At 68.8% G+C, this 23,665-nt stretch carries 25 protein-coding genes; 13 read left to right on the forward strand and 12 right to left on the reverse strand.

What is annotated here, in order from left to right; all coding sequences use genetic code 11:
- Window positions 1–26 precede the first annotated feature (26 nt).
- Window positions 27–917, forward strand: a complete 891-nt coding sequence (locus ABZ865_RS13210) for a hypothetical protein (protein WP_361228430.1) — start codon at window positions 27–29, stop codon at window positions 915–917.
- 171 nt (window positions 918–1,088) lie between these two features.
- Window positions 1,089–1,931 (forward strand): serine protease, encoded by an 843-nt coding sequence (locus tag ABZ865_RS13215; protein ID WP_361228433.1) that lies wholly within the window; start codon window positions 1,089–1,091, stop codon window positions 1,929–1,931.
- Between the two features lie 49 nt (window positions 1,932–1,980).
- Here the strand turns inward: ABZ865_RS13215 and ABZ865_RS13220 are convergent, their stop codons facing one another.
- Window positions 1,981–3,606: a D-aminoacylase gene (locus ABZ865_RS13220; RefSeq protein WP_361228435.1), complete on the reverse strand. Its 1,626-nt coding sequence runs from the start codon at window positions 3,604–3,606 to the stop codon at window positions 1,981–1,983.
- A 30-nt stretch (window positions 3,607–3,636) separates the two neighbouring features.
- Window positions 3,637–4,914 (reverse strand): alanine racemase, encoded by a 1,278-nt coding sequence (locus ABZ865_RS13225; RefSeq protein ID WP_361228438.1) that lies wholly within the window; start codon window positions 4,912–4,914, stop codon window positions 3,637–3,639.
- Between the two features lie 218 nt (window positions 4,915–5,132).
- Between ABZ865_RS13225 and ABZ865_RS13230 the strand changes: the two genes are divergently transcribed.
- From ABZ865_RS13230 to ABZ865_RS13250, 5 genes are all read left to right on the forward strand, one after another.
- A complete protein-coding gene (locus ABZ865_RS13230) occupies window positions 5,133–6,332 on the forward strand; it encodes a PfkB family carbohydrate kinase (RefSeq protein ID WP_361229669.1) in 1,200 nt (399 codons plus the stop codon).
- The gene (locus ABZ865_RS13235; RefSeq protein ID WP_361228441.1) at window positions 6,329–7,111 is read left to right on the forward strand and encodes an IclR family transcriptional regulator; all 783 of its coding nucleotides are present in this window, start codon (window positions 6,329–6,331) and stop codon (window positions 7,109–7,111) included. Before ABZ865_RS13230 ends, ABZ865_RS13235 begins: the two co-directional genes overlap by 4 nt.
- Window positions 7,112–7,137: 26 nt before the next feature.
- Window positions 7,138–7,548, forward strand: coding sequence for a RidA family protein (locus tag ABZ865_RS13240; protein WP_361228444.1), 411 nt, complete (start codon window positions 7,138–7,140; stop codon window positions 7,546–7,548).
- Between the two features lie 112 nt (window positions 7,549–7,660).
- Window positions 7,661–9,139, forward strand: a complete 1,479-nt coding sequence (locus tag ABZ865_RS13245) for a gluconate:H+ symporter (protein ID WP_361228446.1) — start codon at window positions 7,661–7,663, stop codon at window positions 9,137–9,139.
- Between the two features lie 74 nt (window positions 9,140–9,213).
- Window positions 9,214–9,768, forward strand: a complete 555-nt coding sequence (locus tag ABZ865_RS13250) for a hypothetical protein (protein WP_361228449.1) — start codon at window positions 9,214–9,216, stop codon at window positions 9,766–9,768.
- 15 nt (window positions 9,769–9,783) lie between these two features.
- Here the strand turns inward: ABZ865_RS13250 and ABZ865_RS13255 are convergent, their stop codons facing one another.
- From ABZ865_RS13255 to ABZ865_RS13265, 3 genes are all read right to left on the reverse strand, one after another.
- Window positions 9,784–11,139 carry a M14 family metallopeptidase gene (locus ABZ865_RS13255; protein ID WP_361228452.1) on the reverse strand — a complete coding sequence of 452 codons (1,356 nt, stop codon included), beginning with the start codon at window positions 11,137–11,139 and terminating at the stop codon, window positions 9,784–9,786.
- A gap of 270 nt (window positions 11,140–11,409) precedes the next feature.
- The gene (locus ABZ865_RS13260; protein WP_361229672.1) at window positions 11,410–11,877 is read right to left on the reverse strand and encodes a lamin tail domain-containing protein; all 468 of its coding nucleotides are present in this window, start codon (window positions 11,875–11,877) and stop codon (window positions 11,410–11,412) included.
- Between the two features lie 380 nt (window positions 11,878–12,257).
- Window positions 12,258–13,508 (reverse strand): DUF1266 domain-containing protein, encoded by a 1,251-nt coding sequence (locus ABZ865_RS13265; protein WP_361228455.1) that lies wholly within the window; start codon window positions 13,506–13,508, stop codon window positions 12,258–12,260.
- Between the two features lie 153 nt (window positions 13,509–13,661).
- Here ABZ865_RS13265 and ABZ865_RS13270 point away from each other — a divergent pair, with 153 nt between their 5' ends.
- Window positions 13,662–13,841, forward strand: a complete 180-nt coding sequence (locus ABZ865_RS13270; protein WP_361228458.1) for a hypothetical protein — start codon at window positions 13,662–13,664, stop codon at window positions 13,839–13,841.
- A gap of 11 nt (window positions 13,842–13,852) precedes the next feature.
- The gene (locus ABZ865_RS13275) at window positions 13,853–14,311 is read left to right on the forward strand and encodes a hypothetical protein (RefSeq protein ID WP_361228460.1); all 459 of its coding nucleotides are present in this window, start codon (window positions 13,853–13,855) and stop codon (window positions 14,309–14,311) included.
- A 372-nt stretch (window positions 14,312–14,683) separates the two neighbouring features.
- On the opposite strand, the gene ABZ865_RS13280 is transcribed toward ABZ865_RS13275, so the two are convergent.
- From ABZ865_RS13280 to ABZ865_RS13290, 3 genes are read right to left on the reverse strand one after another with little or no spacing between them, the layout of a single operon-like run.
- Entirely contained in the window at window positions 14,684–15,361 is a 678-nt protein-coding gene (locus tag ABZ865_RS13280) for a hypothetical protein (RefSeq protein WP_361228463.1), read from the reverse strand.
- Window positions 15,362–15,368: 7 nt separating this feature from the next.
- Entirely contained in the window at window positions 15,369–15,566 is a 198-nt protein-coding gene (locus ABZ865_RS13285; RefSeq protein WP_361229674.1) for a DUF397 domain-containing protein, read from the reverse strand.
- Window positions 15,567–15,574: 8 nt separating this feature from the next.
- Complete coding sequence (locus ABZ865_RS13290) at window positions 15,575–16,426, reverse strand: helix-turn-helix transcriptional regulator (protein ID WP_361229677.1); 852 nt, start codon at window positions 16,424–16,426, stop codon at window positions 15,575–15,577.
- A 205-nt stretch (window positions 16,427–16,631) separates the two neighbouring features.
- Between ABZ865_RS13290 and ABZ865_RS13295 the strand changes: the two genes are divergently transcribed.
- Both ABZ865_RS13295 and ABZ865_RS13300 read left to right on the forward strand, forming a co-directional pair.
- Window positions 16,632–17,039: an ATP-binding protein gene (locus tag ABZ865_RS13295; RefSeq protein WP_361228466.1), complete on the forward strand. Its 408-nt coding sequence runs from the start codon at window positions 16,632–16,634 to the stop codon at window positions 17,037–17,039.
- A gap of 32 nt (window positions 17,040–17,071) precedes the next feature.
- Window positions 17,072–17,965 (forward strand): hypothetical protein, encoded by an 894-nt coding sequence (locus tag ABZ865_RS13300; RefSeq protein WP_361228469.1) that lies wholly within the window; start codon window positions 17,072–17,074, stop codon window positions 17,963–17,965.
- 109 nt (window positions 17,966–18,074) lie between these two features.
- On the opposite strand, the gene ABZ865_RS13305 is transcribed toward ABZ865_RS13300, so the two are convergent.
- The 4 genes from ABZ865_RS13305 to ABZ865_RS13320 all read right to left on the reverse strand — a co-directional run bounded on the left by ABZ865_RS13305 (window position 18,075) and on the right by ABZ865_RS13320 (window position 21,455).
- On the reverse strand, window positions 18,075–18,485 hold the full coding sequence (locus ABZ865_RS13305; protein ID WP_361228472.1) for an Imm50 family immunity protein: 411 nt from the start codon (window positions 18,483–18,485) through the stop codon (window positions 18,075–18,077).
- Complete coding sequence (locus tag ABZ865_RS13310) at window positions 18,472–18,897, reverse strand: Imm50 family immunity protein (protein ID WP_361228475.1); 426 nt, start codon at window positions 18,895–18,897, stop codon at window positions 18,472–18,474. The genes ABZ865_RS13305 and ABZ865_RS13310 overlap by 14 nt, the downstream gene beginning before the upstream one ends.
- 52 nt (window positions 18,898–18,949) lie before the next feature.
- The gene (locus tag ABZ865_RS13315; protein ID WP_361228478.1) at window positions 18,950–19,348 is read right to left on the reverse strand and encodes a hypothetical protein; all 399 of its coding nucleotides are present in this window, start codon (window positions 19,346–19,348) and stop codon (window positions 18,950–18,952) included.
- A 388-nt stretch (window positions 19,349–19,736) separates the two neighbouring features.
- On the reverse strand, window positions 19,737–21,455 hold the full coding sequence (locus ABZ865_RS13320) for a glycoside hydrolase family 18 protein (protein WP_361228480.1): 1,719 nt from the start codon (window positions 21,453–21,455) through the stop codon (window positions 19,737–19,739).
- A gap of 382 nt (window positions 21,456–21,837) precedes the next feature.
- Between ABZ865_RS13320 and ABZ865_RS13325 the strand changes: the two genes are divergently transcribed.
- On the forward strand, window positions 21,838–22,707 hold the full coding sequence (locus tag ABZ865_RS13325; RefSeq protein WP_361229680.1) for a hypothetical protein: 870 nt from the start codon (window positions 21,838–21,840) through the stop codon (window positions 22,705–22,707).
- Between the two features lie 242 nt (window positions 22,708–22,949).
- The gene (cpaB, locus tag ABZ865_RS13330) at window positions 22,950–23,657 is read left to right on the forward strand and encodes a Flp pilus assembly protein CpaB (protein ID WP_361228483.1); all 708 of its coding nucleotides are present in this window, start codon (window positions 22,950–22,952) and stop codon (window positions 23,655–23,657) included.
- The last annotated feature ends 8 nt before the right edge of the window (window positions 23,658–23,665 follow it).

A 23,665-nucleotide genomic window follows, 5' to 3' on the forward strand; every position in this document is an offset into this window, starting at 1 on the left:
CACTTGCGTCTCTAGAATTCGCCGTCATGACCACCGAACGCCGGCAAGGGGCGGGGGCGTACGGCGCGCATGGAGCGGGTGACGAGCCACCGGCCCTGCCCAACGTCTACCACCCGCAGGGGGCCCCGACCCCCTCGTACGAGGGCTACGCCGACCCGGCCACCGCCCACGGCTGGCAGAACGCCTACGACGAGACCCGCGAGCTGCCCGCGATATCTGTGGCGGACGGGGCTTATGAGGCGCAGGTGCCGCATGAGCCGTACGGCTCGGAGTACGGCTCGGACCAGCCGCACGGCTCGGATCAGCCGTACGCGGCCGACGCGCACCAGCCGTACGGCTCGGATCAGCCGTACGCCGCCGACGCGCACGAGCCGTACGACCCGCACAACCCGGCGGAGCCTCGCCACCCCGACGCGCCCGGAGTCCCCGCCGTGACCGGAGCGGGCGGCGGGTCGCGTGGCCGGGCCGATCTCCGGCGGCAGCGGCAGCGGGGCGGGCGTCGGCGGCTGGCGATCGTCGCCGGTGTCGTCGGCGCGGCCGGCACCGTCGCCGTGATCGCGGGACTGGCCGGCTCGGGCTCCCCGGCCGGCGGGAACGGTCCCGCGAAGGGGGAGCGTGCCCCCGGCGCCTCCCGTACCGAGACCGGGGAGTCGGCCACGGGTTCCCCGGACGCCGAGACCGGCGCCGGTGCCACTCCCGCCGCCTCCGCCGCTCCCGCGGGGACCGGCACCACGGCCGGGCCGGGTTCGGGAGCCACGACGGCCGGCGGCCCGACGAGCACCACGCCCTCGTCCTCGCCCTCGTCCTCCGCCGAGCGGACGACCCCCGCGCCCTCGGCGACAAGCCCTTCGGTGACCGCGTCCGCCACCGACAGCCCGTGGAGCAAGGGACACGGTCACGGCAGGAAACCCCGGTAGAGCAAGCAGAATTGACGGCTCATCGGGAAGGCTGTTCGTCGGGAGGCTGTTCATAGTCAACTCCGGGACAAGTCCTTGCCCATGTGCGCCCCCGTCATGAGAATGTTCATGACAAGACAGCAGGCGACCGGAAGACCTCCGGTCGCCCACGTCGTAAGAGGGGACCCCCACATGAACAAGCCTCTCCTGGCCGCCCTGTCCGCCCTGGCGATAGCCGGGGTCGGCGCGGCGCCCGCGGTGGCCGCGCCGCAGGCCAAGGCGGTCAAGACGGTCAAGGCGGTGACCGTCAACTTCGCCGGGACGGTGTCGCTCAGCAACTGCTCCGGCTCGGTCGTCCGCTTCCCCGGCTCCGCGGACAGCGACCCCGCGCTCGTGATGACCAACGGCCACTGCCTGGAGACCGGCTTCCCGAGCCCGGGCGAGGTCATCACCGGCCAGTCCTCCAGCCGCAGCTTCGGGCTGCTGAACGCCAACGGCAGCAGGATCGGCACGCTCCGCGCCAACCAGGTCGTGTACTCCACCATGACCGACACGGACGTCACGATCTACCGGCTGACCACCACCTACGCGGCGATCAAGAGCGCGTACGGCATCAGTGCGCTCACCGTGCAGAACACGCACCCGACCGCCGGCGCCGGCATCAAGGTCGTCTCCGGGTACTGGAAGCGGATCTACAGCTGCAACATCGACGGGTTCGTGTACCGGCTGAAGGAGGGCGACTGGACCTGGAAGGACTCGGTCCGTTACACCTCCGCCTGCAACACCATCGGCGGCACCTCCGGCTCCCCGGTGATCGACACCGCCACCGGCAACGTCGTCGCGGTGAACAACACCGGCAACGAGGACGGCGAGACCTGCACCGAGAACAACCCCTGCGAGGTCGACACGAGCGGCAACGTCACCGTCCGCAAGGGCATCAACTACGCCGAGGAGACCTACCAGATCCCCGCCTGCTTCACGACCGGCAACAAGCTGAACCTGAACGCGGCAGGCTGCGTGCTCCCCAAGCCGTGACAGCGGTGGCGGTGGCAGTGGTGGTAGCGGCAGCGGTAACGGTGGCGGCCTAGAGGGGCGTACGGCGGACCGATCGGCCCGCCAGTACGTCCGTCCGCCGGCCGTCCTCGACGACGAACCGGCCGTCGATCAGCACGTGCGGGATTCCCGTCGGAAGCGTGCGGGGCTCCGCGAACGTGGCGCCGGCCGCGACCGTCGCCGGGTCGAACAGGACCAGGTCGGCCCGGTACCCCTCGCGCACCAGTCCGCGGTCCGGCAGACGCAGCCGGGCCGCGGGCCGCGCGGTGAGATGCGCGACGCACTCCTCCAGCGACAGGATGCCCAACTCCCGTACGTAGTAGCCGAGATAGCGCGGGAAGGTGCCGTACGCCCGCGGGTGCGGCTTGGTGCCCTGGAGGATGCCGTCGGAGCCGCCGGTGTGCGCGCGGTGCCGCATGATCGTGCGGACGTTCTCCTCGTGGCCCACGTGCTGGAGGATCGTGGTGCCCAGGCGGTCCTCGACCAGCAGGCGCCGCGCGGTCGTCCAGGGCGTCTCGCCGCGCAGGGCGGCCGACTCCCGGACCGTACGGCCGACGTACTCGCCGAGCGCCGGTTCGGACACGCCCGCGATCTCGATCGTCTCCCACTCCACGGGCACGCCGTGGCAGCCGTCCGAGCCGGTCACCTCCAGGTCGTGCCGGATCCGCTCGGCCGTCGCCGTGTCGGTGAGCCGGGCCAGGATCTCCTCGGGGCCGCCCTCGCTCGCCCAGCCCGGCAGCAGCGCGGCGAGGGTGGTGCAGCCGGGCGTGTAGGGATAGGTGTCCAGCGTGATGTCCGCGCCGGAGTCCAGCGCCTGGTCGAGCAGGGCCAGCAGCTCGGGCGCGCGGCCCTTGTTCACGCCGAAGTTCATGGTGGCGTGGGCGAGGTGCAGCGGGCAGCCCGCCTCCCGGGTCAGGGCGACCATCTCGGCGTAGGCCTCCAGGGCGCCCGCGCCGTAGGAGCGGTGGTGCGGGCAGTAGTAGCCGCCGTACGACGCCACCACCCGGCACAGCTCGGTCAGTTCGGCGTCCTCGGCGTACATGCCGGGCGTGTAGGTGAGCCCGGAGGACAGGCCGACCGCGCCCTGCTCCAGCCCCTCCGCGACCAGCCGCCGCATCCGGTCCAGCTCCGCGGGCGTCGCCGCGCGGTCCTCCCAGCCGACGGCGAGCGCCCGGACCGTGCCCTGCGGGACGAGGTACGCGGCGTTCACGGCGATCCCGCGACCGTCGAACCCGGAGTCCAGCCGGTCCAGGTACTCGCCGACGGTCCGCCAGTCGACGTCGATGTCGTCGCCGTACCCGTTCCACCCGGTGATCGCCCGGCGGACCTCCTCCAGCGTGCGGTCGTCCACGGGCGCGTACGACAGCCCGTCCTGCCCGACGACCTCCAGCGTGACCCCCTGCGCCAGCTTCGCGCTGTGGTCCGGGTCGCGCAGCAGCGCCAGGTCGGAGTGGGCGTGCATGTCGATGAAGCCGGGCGAGAGGACCAGGCCCTCCGCGTCCAGCTCGCGCATGGCACGCGGGCGCTGGCAGCCGGCCGCCGCGGCCTCCTTGACGATCGAGACGATCCGGCCGTCGTCGACCACCACATCGGCGCGGTACGACGGCTCACCGCTGCCGTCGACCACGTCCGCGTCCCGGATGACGAGCTGTTCCACGGTCGCTGACCTCCTGGAAGAACCTGCGGACTAGAAGAACGTACGGACGTAGTCGACGACCGTGCCGTCGGCCTCGGCCACCGGGATCATCTGCCACTTGTCGAAGGACGTGCAGGGGTGGGACAGGCCGAAGCCGACCCAGTCGCCGACCGCGACGTCCGCCTCCGGGGCGGTCCGCAGCCACAGGTGCTGGTCGGACAGGGCGGTCACCTCGATCCCGGCCGCCGGGCGCTCGGTGCCGTCCCGGCGCACCACATGGGCCACGGGCCGGTCGAGGTCGTAGGCGGCGTCCCGCTTGCCCGCGTTGGCGAAGGCCTGCTCGTCGGAGGGGCGGGAGACGACCTGGGCCCACAGCCGGAACGCGGGCTCCAGAGCCCCCTCCTCGGGCACCCGGTTGAACGGGGTGAGCCTGCTGTAGTGCACGTCGTCGTGCGAGACGTACGCGCCCGAGCGGAGCAGCTTCAGCACCGGACGGGACAGGGCGGGGATGTCCGCGAAGACGTCGGCGACCGCGTCGAACCAGGCGCTGCCGCCCGCGCTCACCACGATCTCGTCCGTCCCGGCGAACCGGCCGTCCTTGTCGAAGCCGGCGGCGAGCGCGGTGAGCCGGCGCAGATAGGCCGTCACCCGCTCGGGATCGGCCGCCGGGACCTCGCCCTCGTACCCCGCGACCCCGACCAGCCGCAGATGCTCCGCACCGGCCACGGCGTCGGCGACGGCCGCGCACTCCACCTCCGTACGGACGCCGGTACGGGCCCCTTCACCGCCCGCCAGCTCCACCACGACGTCCACCGGACGGGCGGCGCCACGCAGGGCCGCGTCCATCAGCTCGACGCCGCGCACGGAGTCGACGTAGCAGACGAAACGGAAGCCGGGGTCGGCGGCCAGGTCGGCGGCGATGCGGCGCAGGGCGGCCGGGTCCACGAGTTCGTTCGCCAGGAAGATCCGCTGGATGCCGAACGCCCGGGCCACCCACACCTGGTGCGGCACCGCGAGCGTGATGCCCCAGGCGCCGTGCTCGATCTGGCGGTGGAAGAGCTGCGGGGCCATCGAGGTCTTGCCGTGCGGAGCGAAGGCGAGGCCGTGCCGGGCCGCGTACGTCTCCATGACCTGGAGGTTGTGCTCCAGGCGCTCGGCGGACAGCGCGAGGACGGGGGTGGTGAAGCCGTCGGTGAAGAGGTTGCGGCGCTGGGCGGCCAGCTCGGCGACGGTCAGGCCCGTGGCGTCCGGCGGGAGGCCCTTGAAGCGGTGGTCCACCCGTTCCTCGGCGAGGCGGGCGAGCGCTTCGGTGCCGGTGTCGCGGGGCATACAGGCCTCCTGATCTGCGGCGTTGCAGTATTTGCAACGCTCATTGCGTATGTCGCTCACTGCTGTCTAACATCTCGGCCGACACGGGGTCAACGGAAGCCGACGCCCCGGCACACGGACGAGGAGCCACCACCATCGTGACCGCCGACGGACATCCCAGCACCGCCCCAGACACCGTGGATGCGGCGGGCGTGGTGGATGTGGACGTCGTGGACGTGGTGGATGTCGTCGCCCTCGGCGAATCCATGGTCACCTTCCTCCCCACCCGTCCCGGCCGCCTCGCCGACGTCCCCTCCTTCGACCGGGCCATCGGCGGAGCCGAGTCCAACGTGGCCTGCGCCCTGGCCGCCACCGGCCACTCGGCGCGCTGGGTGAGCCGGGTCGGCGCCGACGGCTTCGGGGACCACCTGGTGGAAGCGGTCGGCGCGTACGGCGTCGACGTCGCCCACGTCCGGCGCGACCCGACCCGCCCCACCGGCATCTATTTCCGCACCGCCGCCGACCGCGCCACCGCCGCCCACGAAGTCGCCTACTACCGGTCCGGCTCGGCCGCCTCCGCGATGACCGTGGACAACGTGGACCTGGCGGCGGTACGCGCGGGCCGGGTCCTGCATCTGTCGGGGATCACGGCGGCGTTGTCGGGGGAGTGCCGGGAGTTGCTGCGCGAGCTGACGGCACCGAGCCCCGGCCGCCCGCTGATCTCCTTCGACGTCAACCACCGTCCCGGCCTGTGGCGCGACCCCGACGGACCGCGCGTGCTGCTCGAACTGGCGAGGCGCGCGGACATCGTGTTCGTCGGCGAGGACGAGGCCGAGGCCGCCTGGGGCGTGACCGGCGGCCCGGACTCGATCCGCACGCTGCTGGCCGAGCCCTCCGTGCTGGTGGTCAAGGAGGGGGCACGGGGAGCGACCGTGTTCGAGCGCGAGCGTGGGGACGGCGGTCGGCCATGTCCGTTCCCCGCGGGCAGTCGTGCCGCCGGGGCGGCGCCCGCCCCACAGAAGGGCGGGACCCCGTCAGCGAAAGGCGGGACCCCGTCAGCGAAGAGCGGCAACCCGTCGGCGAAAGGCGGCACCCCGCCTGCGCCGGGCAGCGTGACCCACCGCTGGCCCGCACCGACACGCGGCACCTTCGTCCCCGCCCTCGCCGTGGACGTCGTGGCGACCGTCGGCGCCGGCGACGCCTTCGCCGCGGGGTTCCTCTCCGCCACCCTCCGCGGCCTCCCCCTCCGCGCCCGCCTCCGCCACGGCCACCTCATGGCCGCCGCCGCCCTCACCACCCCCGGCGATCTCGCGCCTCCGCCCACCCGGAGCCACGCCGACCGGCTCGCCGCCCTGGACGACGACGCATGGGGGAGACTTCGACTCGGCCCCGGCTGGACGCAAGCCGAGCAGGCCCCGGAGGAGGCGATCACCCCATGAGTCAGACCGTCGACCGCGCCCTGAGCATCCTGCCGCTGCTCGCCGAGGGCCCCGCCGACCTCGGCCAGGTCGCTGACCGTCTCGGCGTCCACAAGTCCACGGCCCTGCGCCTCCTGCGCACCCTGCACGAACACGGCCTGGTCTACCGCCAGTCCGACCAGCGCTACCGCCTCGGCGCCCGCCTCTTCGCCCTCGCGCAAGAGGCGATAGAGAACCTCGACATCCGCGAGATCGCCCACCCCCACCTGGCCCGGCTCAACGAACAGTGCGGACACACCGTCCACCTGGCCGTGTACGAGGAGGGCGAGGTCCTCTACATCGACAAGGTGGACAGCCGCTACCCGGTGCGCATGTACTCCCGCATCGGCAAGCCCGTCGCGATCACCGTCGCGGCCGTGGCCAAGCTCCTCCTCGCCGACCTGCCCGAACCCGAGCGCCGCGCCCTCGCGGACAAGCTCGAATACCCCATGTACACGCCCCGTTCCACCCCCAACGCCCCTGCTTTCCTACGGGAGTTGGAGAAGGTGCGCGAACAGGGCTGGGCCACCGACCTCGGCGGCCACGAGGAGTCCATCAACTGCGTCGCGGCTCCCATCCGCGGCGCCGACGGCCGGGTCGTCGCCGCGATGTCGGTCTCCGCGCCGAACGTCGTCGTCACCGCCGACGAACTCCTCACCCTGCTCCCGCTGGTGCGCCGTACCGCGGACGCCATCAGCGGCGAGTACTCCGGAAGAACGCCCGTGACGGACCCGAAGGACCCCACGAGGGACCCCACATGACCACAACGGACCACGAAGGACCCCGCATGACCGAGAAGATCGCACTCACCCCCAAGACCCACACCACCCCGCCCGCGAAGTTCTCCCACGGCGTGAAGAAGGGCAACATCCTCCAGACCGCCGGCCAGGTCGGCTTCCTGCCCGCAGAGGAGGGCAAGCCCCCCACGCCCGCCGGCCCCACCCTGCGCGAGCAGACCCTCCAGACCCTCGCCAACGTCAAGGCGATCCTCGAAGAGGGCGGCGCGAGCTGGGACGACGTGATGATGATCCGCGTCTACCTCACCGACGTGGACCACTTCGCCGAGATGAACGAGATCTACAACGCCTACTTCGAGGAGCAGGGCCTCACCCAGCCGCCCGCCGCCCGCACGACGGTCTACGTCCGACTCCCGGCCGGCCTCCTCATCGAGATCGACGCGCTCGCCGTTCTGGGCTGAGCCGACGCTCCCGCGACACCAGTACCACGCACACGGCACGGCACCTCTCGGGGCGCCGTGCCGCGATCCCCCCTGCCCGAAAGCGCAATGCATTTACGAAGAGGACCCCCGTATGTCCCTCCCGCTCGCCGCCCCCGCCCCCGCCGCCCCACCACCCCACACCGGCGGCCTGCTCCTCCTCCTCGACGGCACCCCCGGCCTGCTCACCGTCGCCGGCATCGGCATAGCCCTGCTGCTCTTCCTGATCATCAAGGTCCGGCTGCAGCCCTTCGTGGCCCTCCTGGCCGTCTCCATAGCCGTCGGCCTGCTCGCCGGTCTCTCGGTCACCGAAATCTTCGGCACCGTCCAGCGCTCCGACGCCGTCTCCACCATCGAGTCCGGCATGGGCGGCATCCTCGGCCACGTCGCCATCATCATCGGCCTCGGCACCATGCTCGGCGCGATCCTCGAAGTCAGCGGCGGCGCCGAGGTGCTGGCCTCCCGCCTGCTGCACCTCTTCGGTGAGCGGCGCGCGCCCCTCGCCATGGGCCTGACCGGCCTGATCTTCGGCATCCCGGTCTTCTTCGACGTCGGCATCTTCGTCCTGGCACCGATCGTCTACGCGGCCGCCAAGCGCTCCGGCAAGTCGATCCTGCTCTACTGCCTGCCCCTGCTGGCCGGCCTGTCCATGACGCACGCCTTCCTGCCCCCGCACCCCGGCCCGGTGGCCGCCGCCGGTCTCCTCCACGTCCAGCTCGGCTGGGTCGTTCTCATGGGCATCGTCTGCGGCATCCCCGCCGTCCTCGCCGCCTGGGCGTACTCCGCGTGGATCGGCAAGCGGATCTTCGTCGCCGTACCGCAGGACATGGTGGAGGCCGCGGAGGAGGCCAGGCGGGCTGTGGCCGAGGAACAGCGCAAGGCCGGGGTCCGGCCGCAGGAGAAGCCCGTACCGCTCGCCACCGTCCTGGCCATCATCGGTACGCCGCTGCTGCTGATCCTCGCCGCCACCTTCTCCTCCATCGCGCTGGACCCCTCCGCGGGCCGCTCGGTCCTGGAGTTCTTCGGCAGCCCCTTCGTCGCCCTCACCCTGGCCCTGCTCCTCGCCTACTACCTCCTCGGCATCCGGCGCGGCTGGTCCCGCAAGTCCCTGGAGACGGTGTCGACGTCGTCCCTCAAGCCGGTCGGCAACATCCTGCTGGTGGTCGGCGCGGGCGGGGTCTTCGGCGCCGTCCTCAAGGCCAGCGGGGTCGCCCAGGCCCTGTCCGACACCTTCCACGGCGTGGGCCTGCCGGTGATCGTGCTGTCGTACCTGATCTCGCTCGTGCTGCGGGTCGCCCAGGGCTCGGCCACGGTCGCGATCGTGACGACGGCGGGCATCGTGGCCCCGCTGCTGACGGAGGGCCACCACTCGCAGGCCTTCGTCGCCCTGGTCATCATGGCCATCTCCGCCGGCTCGATCTTCGCCTCGCACGTCAACGACGGCGGCTTCTGGATGGTGGCCAAGTACTTCGGCATCAGCGAGCGCGACACCCTGCGGACCTGGACGGTGCTGGAGTCGGTGCTGTCGGTGGCGGGCTTCGCGGCCGCCGGGGTGGTGAGCATGTTCGTGTGAAACGTGACGTGAGTGAAACCGGGGATGGGCGGGCTGACTGGTTCCGGCACAGGGAAGTCGTCCATACTGCCGCCGTGGAGCAGCGCATAGGATCGAGCAGCCAGCCCCTGAAGGGCGAGCCCGTCAAGGGCGCCGGATTCGACCCGGCCTTCATCCCCGGGATCACGGCACCGTCGATGACGGCGGCGGAGCCGGAGGACACGAAGCCGGAGCAGCCGGTGGACGTGAAGCCGGCGGAGGACGCGACGGCCGAGGAGAAGCCGAAGGCGGACGCGGCGCCGAAGACGGCGGAGGCACCGACGGCCGACGAGGCACCGGAGTCGTCCGACGCCGAGGAACCGTCCCCCGAAGGTCCCGTCTTCGAGGCCTCCGACCGCCGGGCCAAGATCGTCGCCGACCACCGCGGCGTCCGCCTCAGCCTGGACGAGGAGGCCTGCGAGTTCCGCTGGACCGAGATCGCCGCGGTCGAGACGGAGTCCGCCCGCTTCGGCAAGCGGTTCACCGTCACCGTGCACACCCCCGACCGCCGCTGGTACCCGATCGAGATCGAGGCGGCGGCCAGGGCGCGCTTCAAGGAGTGGGAGGACCAGCTGGACGCGGTCCTCGACGCCTACTTCGAAGAGGCCTGATCCGAACGACAGGGCCTAACTGCAGTACTGGGCGGCCTTCCCGATCGCCCGGTACATGCAGTCGGCGTTCTCCAACAGCTGCAACACCGCGTCCTTGTTCCGGGAGGTCTCCCGCTCGATGACTTCGTCGGGCGGGTAGAACCCCCCGCCCGCACCGGACGTCGGATACATCTCGAAGGTGTAGTCGAAGATCTTCTGCGTACCCCACAGATAGTCGTCGATGGTCCCGTCGGTGATGTACAGATCGCTCGACTGCTCGGGCGTGTACCCGTTGCTGGCGGCCATCTTCTGCCCCACGGCCTTGAACGTGGCGGCGTCGTCGGCGGTCATCCCGGTATCCGTGTCCGCGTACGTGTACCCGAACGGCCACAGCACCAGCTCGCTGTACGTGTGGAAGTCGATGCCGGCCTTGATCTGCTGCTTGCCCCCGACGACCCGGCTCCGCACGAAGTCGGCCACGACCTTCACCTCGGGCGCGGACTCGGCGGCGGAACCACGGTAGGTCTCGGACGACTTCGAGCCCGACGACCCCCCGCAGCAGCCCCACTTGTAGTTCCAGTTCCGGTTCAGGTCGGTCCCGACGTACGACGAACCGGAGTTGGGCTGCCGGTTCTTCCGCCACGACCGGTACGACCCGCTGGCGATGTCGTACTCGCCTCCGTCCGGATTCAGATCCGGGACGATCCATATCTCCCGGCTGTTGACGAGGTTCGTGATCCGGGAGTCGGTCCCGTACCCGGCGCCGAACTCGCGCAGCAGATACAGCGCCATCTCCACGGTCAGATGCTCACGGGCATGCTGATGGAAGGTGAACAGCACCTCCGGCTCGTCCTCGTCCGTCGCCACGTTGTCGCTGACCTTGATGGCGACGATGTCCCGCCCCTGGTACGACTTCCCGATCACGCGCTTGCTCATGATGTTCGGGTAGGCCGCCAGCCGCTGGTCGATCTCGGCGTTCATCTCGGCGTAGTTGTGGTACTTGGAGTCGGCGCTGGGGAAGTCGTAGAGCCGGGCGCCGGCCCGCTGGGGCGCCGCACCCAACGGATGTACCTCGTACCCGAGTTTCCGTAGCTTGCTGATCTGCTCGGCCCGCCCGGAGACGACCACGGTCTCCTCGTCGGCCTCGTCCACGGTGACACCGGTGGCCTGGATGGCCGTACGGGTCACGGGAGTGGTGCCCTGATGGATCTCGTACTGCCGGATGTCCTGCCGGGAGTCTTCGCCGGAGGAGGAGGCCTTCCGGGCGCTGTCGGCGGTGGCGTGCGTGGCGGTGGCCGAGACGGGGGCGGCGAGGGCGAGGGCCAGCAGCGCGCCGAGTGCGGCGGTACGCCTGCTGCCACGAGCGCCGGAGCCGCGTATGCGAAGTCGCATGAACTCTCCTTGGGTCTCCAGGAATTCCGGGGTCGCCGGATGTGGGGGAGCGGAGCTGGGAGATGTCGATGGGTGCTTCAGTGCGACGTGCGGGTTGGCGCTCATGGTGAGGCGTTGGCATGGTCAGGTCAATATCTAGTCCCTCGCCAAAAAGGGATGGCATGAAAACGTCGGCAGCGCGCCACTCCAGGGGGGAGTGGCGCGCTGCGGGAGAAGCGTGCCGGATGCCGGGGGGCCGACCGGTGTACGGACGGGGGGGGGTGGGGCGGGTCAGTGGTGGCGACCGTGCCATCCGCCGTCGCGGTCGTCGCGGTCGTCACGGCCGCCGTCACGGCGGTCGTAGCCCCAGGAGGTGGAGTCGACGAGGCGGTCGTGGTCGTTGCGCAAGGTCGCGGTGTCGTGGTCGCTGTCCCACACGGACCGGCGGCGGTCCTGGTAGAGGTCGTTCCTGCTGTCCCGGCCGAAGCCGGTGTGGACGCGCACGGTGGCGTGGCCCGCCAGCCGGAAGTGCGGGAAGGTGTAGGTGTGGCCGTCCTCGTCCGACAGCGTCCACCCGTCCAGGTTCACGTCCCGGTGGCCCTCGTTGGTGACCTCCACGTACTCCCTGTTCAGGGACCGCTCCGAGCGGCCCCACGCGCCGTGCTGCACGTCGCTGATGACCACCTGTGTGCCGTACGAGCGGCCGTGGTCGTTGTCGTGGTGGTGGTCGCGGTCGGCGGCCGAGGCCGGCAGCGCCATGGCGCCCACGACGGCGGTCACCGCGACGGCGGCTGCGGCGACACGGCGTGCGGCGACACGGCGTGCGGTGACAGAAACGGAAACGGACACGAAGTCCCCCTTCGCAAGGGTGCGGGTGGCGGCCGGTCGGCCGCACGCCCACACCTTGCAGCCGTGCGGAGGGCTGATCGAGGAAGTACTGGCGCTGTTACGATTCGTGGATATATCTGTGACTCACGGCTGTAATGTCCACTTACATGACGAATGCAGGCATAGATGCCTGTTTATGCCTGTTCTGTCGAATCGTGTCCGAACACGGGACCCGAAAATGTGTAACAGTCAATGAGCCCCCACGCGACGCACATGGCGCCCATGGCACACATGGCGCACATGACTGCGCCTCACTTGAACGGAACGGTGAGCCAGGGGCTGTCGGGTTCGGACATCAGCACCCGGTGGACGTCGACCATGTCCGTGTACCAGGTCCCGAACTCCTCATCGTCGAAATGCAGACAGCGCCCGAGGATGTACCCGGCGGCGAAGTCCTTCCAGGACTTGTACGACCGCGCGGCGGCCCGCCCGGCCTCGATGACGGCGGACTCGGCCTCCTGTAGCGAGCAGTACCGGGACCCCAGCCCCCAGCGGGCCATGCCGGACGCCCGCCCGAAGTTCCACGCGTCGACGGAACCGACGAACCGGTTCTCGTCCAGGATGCCGTCGGCCCGGAAACGCGCCTCGTAACGCGTGATGCGCCCGACCAGATGCTGCACGCCCTTGATCCGAGCCTCGGTCTCCGCCTCCGGAACGGTGGGGGTGCTGGTGACCCCGTCCGGGGTGATGACCGTCTCGCCCTCCGCACGACCGCGCAGCACCCGGGCGACCGCGTCCCGCCAGTAGGCGGTGTCGACATGGCCGCCGAAGTCACGCGCGATGGTACGTCGTAGCCCGAGGGCGAACTCCCACACGGGATTGGCGCCGTCGGGGTCGAGCAGCGCACGCTGCTGGACCTGCCACTCCTCCCGACTGCTGACCCCCCACCACTCCCGGAGCGACTTGCGCTCCGCGGGATAGCCGTTGCCGTGATACGCCATGGCGTTCCAGGGCAGCCCGTGCCACACGACGAGCAGTGCGCCGCAGGCCAGCCCCTGTGCGACAGGACCCTCCAGAGGCCCGCCGAGCCGGAGCGTGCTCACCCGCGTCCGGTTCAGCGGACCCTTCGCCTGGGCTTGCGCCCACACGGCGGAGTGCGGTGGCGCTGAGGGCAGAAACGCCTCGCACGGACTGCCCGGATTGACCACGATCATGGCCGGATCGTTCGGTTCCCACACCCGGGCGAACCACCCGAGCTTCTGCCAGTCCAGCACCCGGTGCGGGTCCGGCACGGGCAGCATCCCCTCCGTGTACACGGCCCAGATCCGGCCGCCGGCAACACGGGGATCGTGCCCGAAGACGGGAATGGTCCTGCTCGGCTCGGCATCGGCCCCGTCGCGCCGTATCTCGAAGTACAGCCGGCTGTCCGCGAGGGTGTCGAAGTACGCCTTCCAGTCCTCACGCGCCTTGGCCTCGAAAAGGGCCTGCTCGATCTTCGTCGGCGGAGTCCACGCGGGCGGGGCTTGCGGGATCCAGGCGGGCGGCGTCGAGGCGGGTGGCATCGCAGACCCGAACCCTGCGGGCGGCGGACCGAACGACATGGCTTACCCTCTTCAACCTATCGCCATCTGATACGACTTGACGTGCCCCGTCATGCTATGGGACGCGAAGACGGCGGCCTCAGCGGGGCGGGCGGTGCGCCGAGGACGGCGGTGATGACGGAGCTCTCCTCCACCGGCGGCACGGGCACCCTGATGCCGCACCTTCTCCCCGGCGGTCGGCTCGACGAGTGGTGCAACACGTTCGGCGACAACCTGGTGCAGCACGCCTCCACGGAAACGCTCCGACGGACTGAGTACCGGGCGAACCAGCCGCGATCTTTCCGCTCGAAGTAACGTCAGGATGCATGGTGTCTGTGTTCACATTCTTCGGCCCGCCTGCAATCACCCTCCTTCTCTTCGCGGTTGGGGCATTCCCGTACGCGTCGTGGGTGGTCAGGAGGAAGCCTTCGCAGCCGGCCCGCTGGGCTGTGATCGGGATCGCGGCAGCTATCGCGGCGTACGGGGCCGGAACCGTCTACGGGCTCGCCTTCACCAACCCGCTCGACGTATGCGGGGACAAGACCGGCGCCGGCGTGTACGTGGATGCCGGACGGGACTACAGGCTGACATCGGCGAGCGTGGACAGCTTCCCACCGTCCATCACCTGCCACTGGACCAGCGGCCACAGCACCGAAGAGGTGTGGTTCTGGGTCCGACCTCTGCTGTACGCAGGGCTGGCCTGCGCCGTTGCCTGCTCCGCCCTGCTTCTCATCAACCGCTACAAGTACAGAAACGCACCGCGTGACAGCGAGATTGACGCGTAGACGGGTTCTCGGCCTCGGCATAGGAGCCGGTGCAGCAATCGCCCGTTCCCCGCGACTCCGGAAAGGTCAGCAAACCTGCGCCGCCCCCGCCGCTGCAGCGGCCACGCTGAAAGAGCTCAACGAGTGAATTCCCAGGCCGGCCCAGCGTGCTGCGGCAGCGTTCCGAACCATCCCACCACTGCCACATTCTCGAACAGGAAGACGACGATTGATGCGCCCCTGGACGATTGTCGGCCACGGCGACCACGACGGCGGCCACGGCCACTGACGGATCGATCGAACCGCGCGCGCCGGTTCGCGCTCAAGGGGCTCGGACCGGCACTGGCGCCACGTGACTTACCCCGTCATGCAAGGGGCGAGAGGACGGCGGCTTCAGCGGACGGGCGGCGCGTCGAGGACAGCGGTGATGACCCATCCCTCCTCCAGCAGGGCCACGCCCCCGCCCGTGAGGTGAACCTTGGCGCTGTGGGGAGGATCCACGAAGTCCGTGGGCCGCTCATAGCGAAGAATGCCCTCAAGACTCACCAGCGGCGCGCCATCCCTCGTGCCACCGTCGGGCCCGACACCGAACCGCTGCCCGACGCGCACGACACCACCCACGCACCGCACGACGCACGTGGCACTCACCGCGTCCCGCTCCTCCACCGAGCAGATCTGCAGCCGCGCGTCGGCCCGCGTGAGGAAGAGCCGCTCCTCGTGGTCCAGGACGAGGACGCGGTCGTGACCGTCGATGATCACCAGATCGTCCGCGCTCGGGTACCAGAGATCGTCGATCCGCTCGAGCACGGCCCGATAGCCGACCCGCACGGCCGTACGCTCAGCTGGCCAGGCCGCCCAGACGACTTGCCCCGCATCTTCGACGGCGGTGCGCAGGGCATCTCTCAGCTGGTCGGCGTCGAGTTCCGACACGTCCAGGGCGATCTCGGCGCACCTGATCAACACGGGTAGCCGGGCCAGTGAACCGCCGAGCGCGTTGAGGAACGCGTCGTACGCGCCCGGACCTTCATACGCCTCTATGGCGGCCAGCGTTTCTCTCAGACGTGGGGGCATCTCCGGCTCAGAGCGCCTGGTCGGCCTTCTTCAGGGCTTCGACGAAGGGGGCGAAGGCGGCGGTAGGGAAGGTGAGGGTGGCTCGGGCGGGGGTCTTGGAGTCGCGGATGGCTATGTGGCTGTCCAGGTGTGCGATCTCGACGCAGTCGTTGCCCTCGCCTCCGCCGGAGTAGGACGACTTCTTCCACTCGGTGAAGGTGATCATGTCGGTCCTCACAGCTCCTTGGCCAACTGGTGGATGAGGTCACGTGACTGCTGTGGGGGCAGTGCCTGTTCCTTCACCCTACGGAAGAGCTTTCGAAAGTGCTCCAGTTGGGCCTCGGAGTCGACGAAGGCTGTGCCGTGAGGAGCATCGCGCACGACAGTGTCCAGCCGGGGAACAGCTCCACCCAGGTGCACCATGCTGCTACCGCCTCCTGCGAAGTCGTCCAGCGTGAACGGGATGACCCGAACGGTGACATGGTTGGCCTCGGACACCTCCAGAATGCGACCCAGCTGAGCCCGGAATGCCTCGCGCCCGGCCACTCTCGTACGGAGCGCCGCCTCATGGATCACGGTCTCGTACGGGATGGGGTCGGGGTTGTCGATGACGACCCTCCGCTTCATCCTGTGCTCCACCCGGAGATCAACCTCGCTGTCCGGGAACTCGGGATTCATGTAGGCGAAGAGCGCTCGGGCGTAGGCCTCCGTCTGGAAGAGCCCCGGCACATGGATGACCGCCACGTCGTGACGGAACCTCGCGTGATGGTCCAGCTCGGCGAGGTCCTGGTAGGCGGCGGGAAGCACACCTCGGTACGCCTCCCACCAGCCCCGTGTGCGATCGGTCGTCATCGCCACCAAGGCGTCGATCAGCTTCTCATCCGCACAGGCGTAGTTGGCGGCAAGCCGACGTACTCGCTGCTCGCTCACTCCCGCAATGCCGGACTCGATCTGGCTCATCTGGACAGAGTTCACCCCGAGGAGGCCGGCTGCCTCGGTTGCCTTGAGCCCAGCGGCTTCCCGCAGTCTCCGGAGTTCGGTCCCCAAGCGCACCTGACGTGCTGTGGGGTGGCGTCGTGCCGGCACGGCGTCCTCTTTCCTCAACGGCCTTGGTGGTGCACCTCGTTCGGGCGTCAGATTACGCGACCGGCTTGCAGCGAATGAAATTTATGCCCTACCGTCAGTGACGCAATGCACACGCAACGGAAGCGCACCGCTCTGTCCTGCCATGACGGCTGCGGCAATGCCACCGCACGCGAAATCCCCTTCTTCTGGTCGGAGTTGATGACGCATGCCCGAAACCTGGGACTACACCCTCTACATCCCCAACGACCTCAGAGCGGTGACCGTCTGTCGCCGCACCCTGCGCCTGATTCTGACGCTGCACGGGTTGATCGGGCTGGTGGACACGGCCGAACTCCTGGCGACGGAGCTGGTCGCCAACGCCGTGCGACACACCAAGGGGCCGGCCGCCCTCCGCGTCCGCCGAACCACGGAGGGGGTGATCTGGATCGGGGCCTGGGACACGGACCCCGCGCCGCCGGACCCTCCACAACGACTCGACCAGGTCGCCGACCTGGAGGAGGAGGGCCGGGGCCTTGCCCTGGTCCGGGCCTGCGCGGAGGTGTGGGGCTGGCAGCCGTCGGCCCGGTTCGGGAACCGGGGCAAATACGTGTGGTGCGAACTTGTGGCCGCGTAGCTCGTTGATCACGTCGTACGAAAGGAGAGCTGATGGTCGGCTCGTCGCACGAGGCGCTGCACCGCATCTTCCAGAAGGAACCTGAGCTGCTGACGACGGCGTTACAGCGCGTGCTGAACGTGCCGTTTCCCAAGCCTCGGGAGATCGCCGCGTTGAACGTGGACCTGACGGAGATCGAACCGGTCGAGCGCCGCGTGGACACGCTGCTGCGGGCGGAGACCGACGAGGGGACGTATCTCCTCGTGGTCGAGTCCCAGGGCAAGGTGGACGAACGCAAGCGGGGCAGCTGGCCCTACTACCTGTCGTTCCTGTACGAGAAGTACCGCTGCGAACCGGTGCTCATCGTCATCACCCAGAGCAGCGCCACGGCGAGGTGGGCATCGCGCCCCATCCAGCTGGGCTTCCCCGGCTGGTACTCAATGACGGTACGGCCACTCGTGCTCGGCCCGGACAACGTGCCGGTGATCGCCGACGAGCGACAGGCCAGACAGGACCCACCTCTTGCGGTTCTCTCGGCCATGACACACGGGCGGGGGCCACGCGCCGCCGCCATACTGGAATCCCTCGTGGCCGCCCTTCAGGACATCGACCCCGACAGCGCCGCGGCCTTCGTACAGTTCGTCGACTCGTGCCTGACCGACCCTCAGGCGAAACAGATCTGGAGGGACCTGATGACGGCGACCCAGTACTTCTGGCGACACCAACTGGCGGAGCAGGTGCGCGAGGAAGGGCGTGAGGAGGGGCTTGAGGAAGGACGTCAGAGGCTCCGCGAGCTGATCTTCGGCATTCTGGAGTCGCGCGGTATCCCGGTGCCAGACGCAGTCCGTGAGCGTGTGGGTGCATGCCCGGATCTGGACCAGCTTGAGACCTGGGTGCAGCGGGCGGTGCACGCGGCGGACGCAACGGGGCTGTTCGTCGAGGAGTGAGTGTGGGATCCGGCGAGACGTACGAGGACGAGGTGTTCACCGGGGAGTGAGGGGAGCGAGGAAGGCACGCCCGAGATTCCAGGCATCGACATTTCGGCACGCCGTATGATCAGGAGCCTTCGGCCGCAAGGTAGACACGGACGTGGGCCAGCCGCATAGATGATGCGCGAAAGTCGATCCCGGAACCCTCGTGCCCCAAGGAGACTGAAATCAACGCCTCCGGTTTTGCCCTGATGTTGACCTCTCGGGCCTCCGAGTCGGTCCATCCGTTGACTTGAAAATCCGTCACGCCGGAAAACAGCAGGTAGAACTCGAATCGATTATAGGGTCTTTCGTGCCACCCTTGATCGGGACGTGAAGGCAGGTGTCCTGTGTCGAATCCGAGAGTCACCGAGTCGCCTCGTTCGTCCAGATGGACGTAGGACAGTTCACATGCCTCACGAGCAGGGGCGCTGCCCTCGTAGAGCTCCCCCAGAAACTGTGAATCCGCAAGGAGCAACTGCCATTCAGGTGCGCTCATAGTAGCTCTTCTCCCAGGTCTCAGGCAGGGAAGCATACCGACGGGAATCGATCCGGCTTACGAATGAGCGTGGACCCTGGTCCGAGCCGTCAGTGCCGATTTTGAAAGCGCTGACATGGCCGACCATGACCGAGTCGGCGCAGTCGAATTCGAGATTTACTCCGTCGCCATTGATGTCAACATGGCGCCATCTTTCCCCTGTCCTGGGAGCTGCTTCCAGGCGACCAAAGGCCGGCGGCCTCCATGAGTGGATTGCCAAGTTCTGCACCGCCAGGAACCCCAGATGACACTGGACCGTGTCAAACTCAGACGCCACCCAGTCCTGCGGTGCCGCATCCGGAAAATACGGGAGATCGATGCGGATGATCAATGTAGGTCCACGCCAACTCAGGTTGACCGACCGAATCCTCACGTGATCGCCTACTTAGGCGTGTGTCCATAGATGGACTGCAGTGCTTCAGGGTTCAGGAAAAAGTCGTCGATGGACATGGAGGCGGTGTTATCGGGATCTCCTGAAGGTGTAGGATGATCAGGTCCAAATCTGAAAGCGCTTTGAGGCAAAATTCCTGGTCCTGGACGTTGATGGAGTGGACTGCGTTCGCGAAAGCCGGATTCTCGAGCCCTTGTGCTTCGCGAAGAATTCTATTCGGCAGCAGAAGCCAGTTCCTCCGTTTTCTGTCAAGCATCCATTCGACTTGAGTGGGAAGTTCCCCTACCGCATTTTCGATGAGCTGTGCGATGCCTTCCCGAGGGGACGTGTAACGCCATCCCATGTAGGGCACCTGGTTATAGCCATGCACGGAATTGTATTCCAAAGGCAATTTAAACCAGGAAAGCTCTCCAAATCTGCTGAGGGCGCGCATTGCTTGCACATTTCGAGTCGGCATGTAACCTGCAATCACGGGCGTCGTCGTCGGGAAGCATGCCGGACAGCATGGCCGCAGCACGATCCGCCGCATCCTTACGGGGCTGCCAGTAAGGATCAGCCGGAATCACCGTCAGGTAGTTGTCACTCATCGCCCGCCTTCCCGTGCCCTCCACGGTCCGCTTTTCGTCCACCGACCCGGGCGGAGGTCCGAACGACCTGGCTTCTTCTCGACCATTGGCATCCACTCGTAGTGGGTCTCACCGGGATGCTGTCACCCCCGAGCGCGCACACGGAAACGCCCGGACCCCAAGGGAGAGATCCGGGCGTCCTTACGCCGAGATGGGGGCGAAGCTCCCGCTAGGGAGTCCCGCTACGGCATCCCGTTACGGCAACGCATGCACATGCGCCCCCACCGCGCTCGACCACGCGTTGCCGGACGCCGCGTCCCAGTTTGTCGACCAGGTCATCGCGCCCCGCAGGTCGGGGTAGGTCTTGGAGGGCTTGAAGGTGCCGCAGCCCGTGCCCTTGGCCAGGCAGTCCAGGGCGTTGTTGACCACGGTCGGCGACACGTACCCGCTGCCCGCCGCACGGGTCGAGGCCGGCAGGCCCAGGCCGACCTGGGACGGGGAGAGGCCGCCCTCCAGCTGGATGCAGGCGAGAGCCGTCAGGAAGTCCACCGAGCCCTGCGAGTACACCTTGCCGTCGCAGCCCAGCATGGAACCGCTGTTGTAGTACTGCATGTTGACGACCGTGAGGATGTCCTTGATGTTCAGGGCCGTCTGGAAGTAGGAGTTCGACGTCGACTGCATGTCGATCGTCTGCGGGGCCATCGTGATGATGAGCGAGGAGCCCGCCTTCGCGGAGAGCGACCGCAGCGCCTGCGTCATGTACGTCGCGTTCAGGCCGTTCTCCAGGTCGATGTCGACGCCGTCGAAGCCGTACGTCTGCATCAGGGAGTACACCGAGTTCGCGAAGTTCGTCGCCGACGCCGAGTCGCTGATCGACACCGTGCCGTTCTGGCCGCCGACCGAGATGATGACCTTCTTGCCGGCCGCGTGCTTGGCGGCGATGTCCGCCTTGAACTGGTCGACCGTGTAGCCGCCGAGGCCGGAGGAGTCGAGCGTGAAGCTCACCGCTCCCGGCGTCGAGGTGGCGTCCGCGAAGGCCACCGCGATGATGTCGTAGGCGGACGGGACGTCCGACAACTTCTGGACCGTGGCGCCGTTGTTGAAGTTCTGCCAGTAGCCGGTCACGGCGTGCTTGGGCAGGGTGCCACCGCCGCCCCCTCCGCCACCGGAGGACGCCGTTGTCGCCGTCGCCGCCGTCGACTTGGGCGACTCGCCCGCCGCGTTGGTCGCCGTGACCTGGAAGGAGTACGAGGTCGACGCCGACAGGCCGGTCACCGTCGCCGACGTGCCCGTCACCGCCGTCACCTTCGTACCGTCGCGGTAGACGTTGTAGCCCGTCGCGCCCGACACCGCGGACCAGGAGAGCGAGACCGACGAGGACGTCGTACCCGTGACCGTCAGGCCGCTCGGGGCGGGCGGGACCGTCGGGGTCGGGTCGCCGCCACCGCCGCCGTCGGGGCCGAGGACCGAGATGTCGTCGGCGTAGTAGGCGGCCTGGCCGTACCAGCCGTGGGTGTAGACCGTGACCGAGGTCGTGGAGGCGCCGGTCGTGAAGGTCGTCGAGAGCTGCTTCCAGGCCGGCGCGTCCGGGGTCCAGGTCGAGACGTCCGTCGTGCCGGTGCCCGTCACACCCAGGAAGGAGTAACCGCCCTGGACCCACGCGCTCAGCGTGTACGTCGAGTTGGGCTTGACCGCCACCGACTGAGTGCACTGGGCGTTGTCCTGACCGGCCGGGGTCGCCTTGAGGGCCGAGGCTCCGCTGTGCACGGGGGAGGAGACCGTCGTGCCGCTGCCCGCGGTGCAGGTCCAGTTGGCGAGGCCGGACTCGAAGCCGGCGTTCTTGGCGTTGTTGACGTCCGCCGCGGACGCGGGGGCGGCGGCGAGGCCCGCGAGGGAGAGGGCGAGGGCCGTCGCCGCCGACCATGTGCGGACCCGTCCGCTGCGTGTGCGGATCCGTCCTCTGCGTCTGGGCATGCCTGGTACGCGGTCCACTGGGGCCTCCGGTGGGGGAGTTGACGGGGAGGGAGATGGGGAGACGGGGAAGGAAGGGGGCGCAACAGCACGTGCGGAGAGGGACGGTGGCCACCGTTGGCGTACAAGTTGGTCCAGACCAATCAGACTGTCAAGAGGTCCAGACCAACCTCGTCTTCGGTTCCTCGCTCAACCTGTCCGGTTTTGGCGTGACTTGTGACCAGAGAGTTCCACACGAGCTACACAAACGCTGTTCTCCGGTCATTGGGGCGTGGATACAGTGCTCAGGTAGTCACGCAATGAAGTCGTCCTGGCCCATTGGAGTTACACCGGTGGGTCGAAGGGTGTGAAGAGCGGGGAGCTGTGCGTGCCAACTGCCGTTGCCGTGACGAGTGCCGACCTGGCGCTGCCGGCGCAGGACGAGCGGACCATGCCCGCCGTCGTGCTGTCCGACCTCGACCAGCGCCCCCTCGAGCAGACCCTCACCGAACTCCACGCCCTGACCGAGCAGTACGGGTACCTGGTCGTCGTGTGCTCGCATGCCACCCCCGAGAGCGTCGTACGACGGCTGCACACCCTGCGCTCCCTGCTGGAGAGCGACCGGATCGCGCTCTTCCGGCCCGAACTGCCCCCGCTCGGCATCGCCGTCCTCGCCCGGCAGTTGCGGCAGCTCGCCTCCTGCGACCTGAGTCCGGGCGTGCTGGCCTCGGCGGGGAGGCTGCTCACCCACTACATCCACGCCGGTGCCGTCCTCGGCTCGGTCGCCCGCCTCGACCGGGTGCCGGTCGGGCTGAAGGCGCACGCCAAGTCCTGGGTGCCGGGCAGCCAGTTCGCCGTCGTCGCCCATCCCGAGCCGCAGCTCGTGCGCACCGGACCCGGCGTCACGCTCAAGGGGCCCGAGTTCAGCACCTGGATGCTCCTCGCCAAGGGGCAGCTGCAGAGCGACTGGATCGGCGGCCTCGCCACGGAGTGGGGTGCGCACGGGCTGCGCGAGACGCCGCTGCCCGCCGAGTCCCCGGTGTGGTGGGGGACCGGGCGTCTCGTCGAGTTCTGCAGCTACCTCGCCGACCTGTCCGTGCTGTACCAACTCGTCACCTCGGTACGGCAGTCCAGCTGCCACTGGTGCGGCCTCGACGTCATCGGCGACCGCTGCGTCTTCTGCTCGGCCACCCCGCCCGTGTACGAGACTCCGGCCCCGCGCGCCCTGGAACAGCGGCGACCGCGCGGCGCACTGGAGCAACAAACGCCCGCCTGATCCGCGAGAAACCCGACCTGCGTACCCGACCTGCGTAAGTGGAGCGTGAAGCCTGACCCGCCGACCCATGTGAAACCGACCCGTCGACCCGCGAGAAACCCGACTCGCCGGCCCGCGAGATACCCGACTCGCCGGCCCGCGAGATACCCGACTCGCGAGAACCCGACCCGCCAGATGCCTGACCCGTACGAACGCGACTCACATCCCGCTCGACCGATTCCCCCAATGAGGTTGCACGGTTCATGAACTCCCGTCAGCGCCGCGGCGTGATACTTCTGATCCTCTCGGTCCTGTGCGCTCTCGGCGCGTTCGCCGGCGTGCTCTCCGTCATCCACAACGTGCAGTCAAAGGTCGGCCCCGAGGTCACCGCCTACCGGGTCCGGTCCGACGTGAAGCCGTACACCGCGCTGGATACGGGCCAGTTCGAGAAGATAACGATGCCCCGGCGGTGGCTGTCCGGCAACGCCGTCACCGATCTCCGGCAGATTCGCGGCAAGATCGCCGTCACCACGCTGCGCGCCGGCTCCCTGCTCCAGACCGACATGATCGTCGACCAGCCCGCCCTCCAGGCCGGCCAGCAGGAGGTCGCCATCATGATCGACGCCGCGACCGGTGTCGCGGGCAAGATCACCCCGGGGTCGCGGGTCAACGTCTACGCCACCTTCGAGGGAAAGAAGGAGGGCGCCCCCGACCAGTCGAAGATCATCGTCACCAACGCCCGGGTTCTCGACGTGGGTCACATCACCGCCCTCGACCCCGACCGCAGCAAGGACCAGCAACAGCCCACCGAGGCCGTCCCCATCACCTTCGCGCTGTCCACCCTCGACGCCCAGCGCGTCACGTACGCCGAGTCCTTCGCCCAGCGGGTCCGGCTCGCGCTCGTGGCACCCGGCACCGAGACCAGCGTCCCGGACAAGGACCGCACCTACGAACTCGCGACGGACAAGTGAGAGGCGGC

The sequence above is a fragment of the Streptomyces sp. NPDC047085 genome (assembly GCF_040643735.1).
Classification (GTDB): Bacteria; Actinomycetota; Actinomycetes; order Streptomycetales; family Streptomycetaceae; genus Streptomyces.

Bases quoted from the DNA above. Each gene is read 5' to 3' on its own strand.
- ABZ865_RS13215 (WP_361228433.1), top strand. From the start codon at position 1,089: ATGAACAAGCCTCTCCTGGCCGCCCTGTCCGCCCTGGCGATAGCCGGG.
- ABZ865_RS13265 (WP_361228455.1), bottom strand. From the start codon at position 13,508: ATGCCACCCGCCTCGACGCCGCCCGCCTGGATCCCGCAAGCCCCGCCC.
- ABZ865_RS13320 (WP_361228480.1), bottom strand. From the start codon at position 21,455: ATGCCCAGACGCAGAGGACGGATCCGCACACGCAGCGGACGGGTCCGC.
- ABZ865_RS13240 (WP_361228444.1), top strand. From the start codon at position 7,138: ATGACCGAGAAGATCGCACTCACCCCCAAGACCCACACCACCCCGCCC.
- ABZ865_RS13260 (WP_361229672.1), bottom strand. From the start codon at position 11,877: ATGGCGCTGCCGGCCTCGGCCGCCGACCGCGACCACCACCACGACAAC.
- ABZ865_RS13245 (WP_361228446.1), top strand. From the start codon at position 7,661: ATGTCCCTCCCGCTCGCCGCCCCCGCCCCCGCCGCCCCACCACCCCAC.
- ABZ865_RS13235 (WP_361228441.1), top strand. From the start codon at position 6,329: ATGAGTCAGACCGTCGACCGCGCCCTGAGCATCCTGCCGCTGCTCGCC.
- cpaB (WP_361228483.1), top strand. From the start codon at position 22,950: ATGAACTCCCGTCAGCGCCGCGGCGTGATACTTCTGATCCTCTCGGTC.
- ABZ865_RS13270 (WP_361228458.1), top strand. From the start codon at position 13,662: ATGACGGAGCTCTCCTCCACCGGCGGCACGGGCACCCTGATGCCGCAC.
- ABZ865_RS13225 (WP_361228438.1), bottom strand. From the start codon at position 4,914: ATGCCCCGCGACACCGGCACCGAAGCGCTCGCCCGCCTCGCCGAGGAA.
- ABZ865_RS13280 (WP_361228463.1), bottom strand. From the start codon at position 15,361: ATGCCCCCACGTCTGAGAGAAACGCTGGCCGCCATAGAGGCGTATGAA.
- ABZ865_RS13210 (WP_361228430.1), top strand. From the start codon at position 27: ATGACCACCGAACGCCGGCAAGGGGCGGGGGCGTACGGCGCGCATGGA.
- ABZ865_RS13285 (WP_361229674.1), bottom strand. From the start codon at position 15,566: ATGATCACCTTCACCGAGTGGAAGAAGTCGTCCTACTCCGGCGGAGGC.
- ABZ865_RS13300 (WP_361228469.1), top strand. From the start codon at position 17,072: ATGGTCGGCTCGTCGCACGAGGCGCTGCACCGCATCTTCCAGAAGGAA.
- ABZ865_RS13255 (WP_361228452.1), bottom strand. From the start codon at position 11,139: ATGCGACTTCGCATACGCGGCTCCGGCGCTCGTGGCAGCAGGCGTACC.
- ABZ865_RS13305 (WP_361228472.1), bottom strand. From the start codon at position 18,485: ATGAGCGCACCTGAATGGCAGTTGCTCCTTGCGGATTCACAGTTTCTG.
- ABZ865_RS13315 (WP_361228478.1), bottom strand. From the start codon at position 19,348: ATGCGCGCCCTCAGCAGATTTGGAGAGCTTTCCTGGTTTAAATTGCCT.
- ABZ865_RS13295 (WP_361228466.1), top strand. From the start codon at position 16,632: ATGCCCGAAACCTGGGACTACACCCTCTACATCCCCAACGACCTCAGA.
- ABZ865_RS13275 (WP_361228460.1), top strand. From the start codon at position 13,853: ATGGTGTCTGTGTTCACATTCTTCGGCCCGCCTGCAATCACCCTCCTT.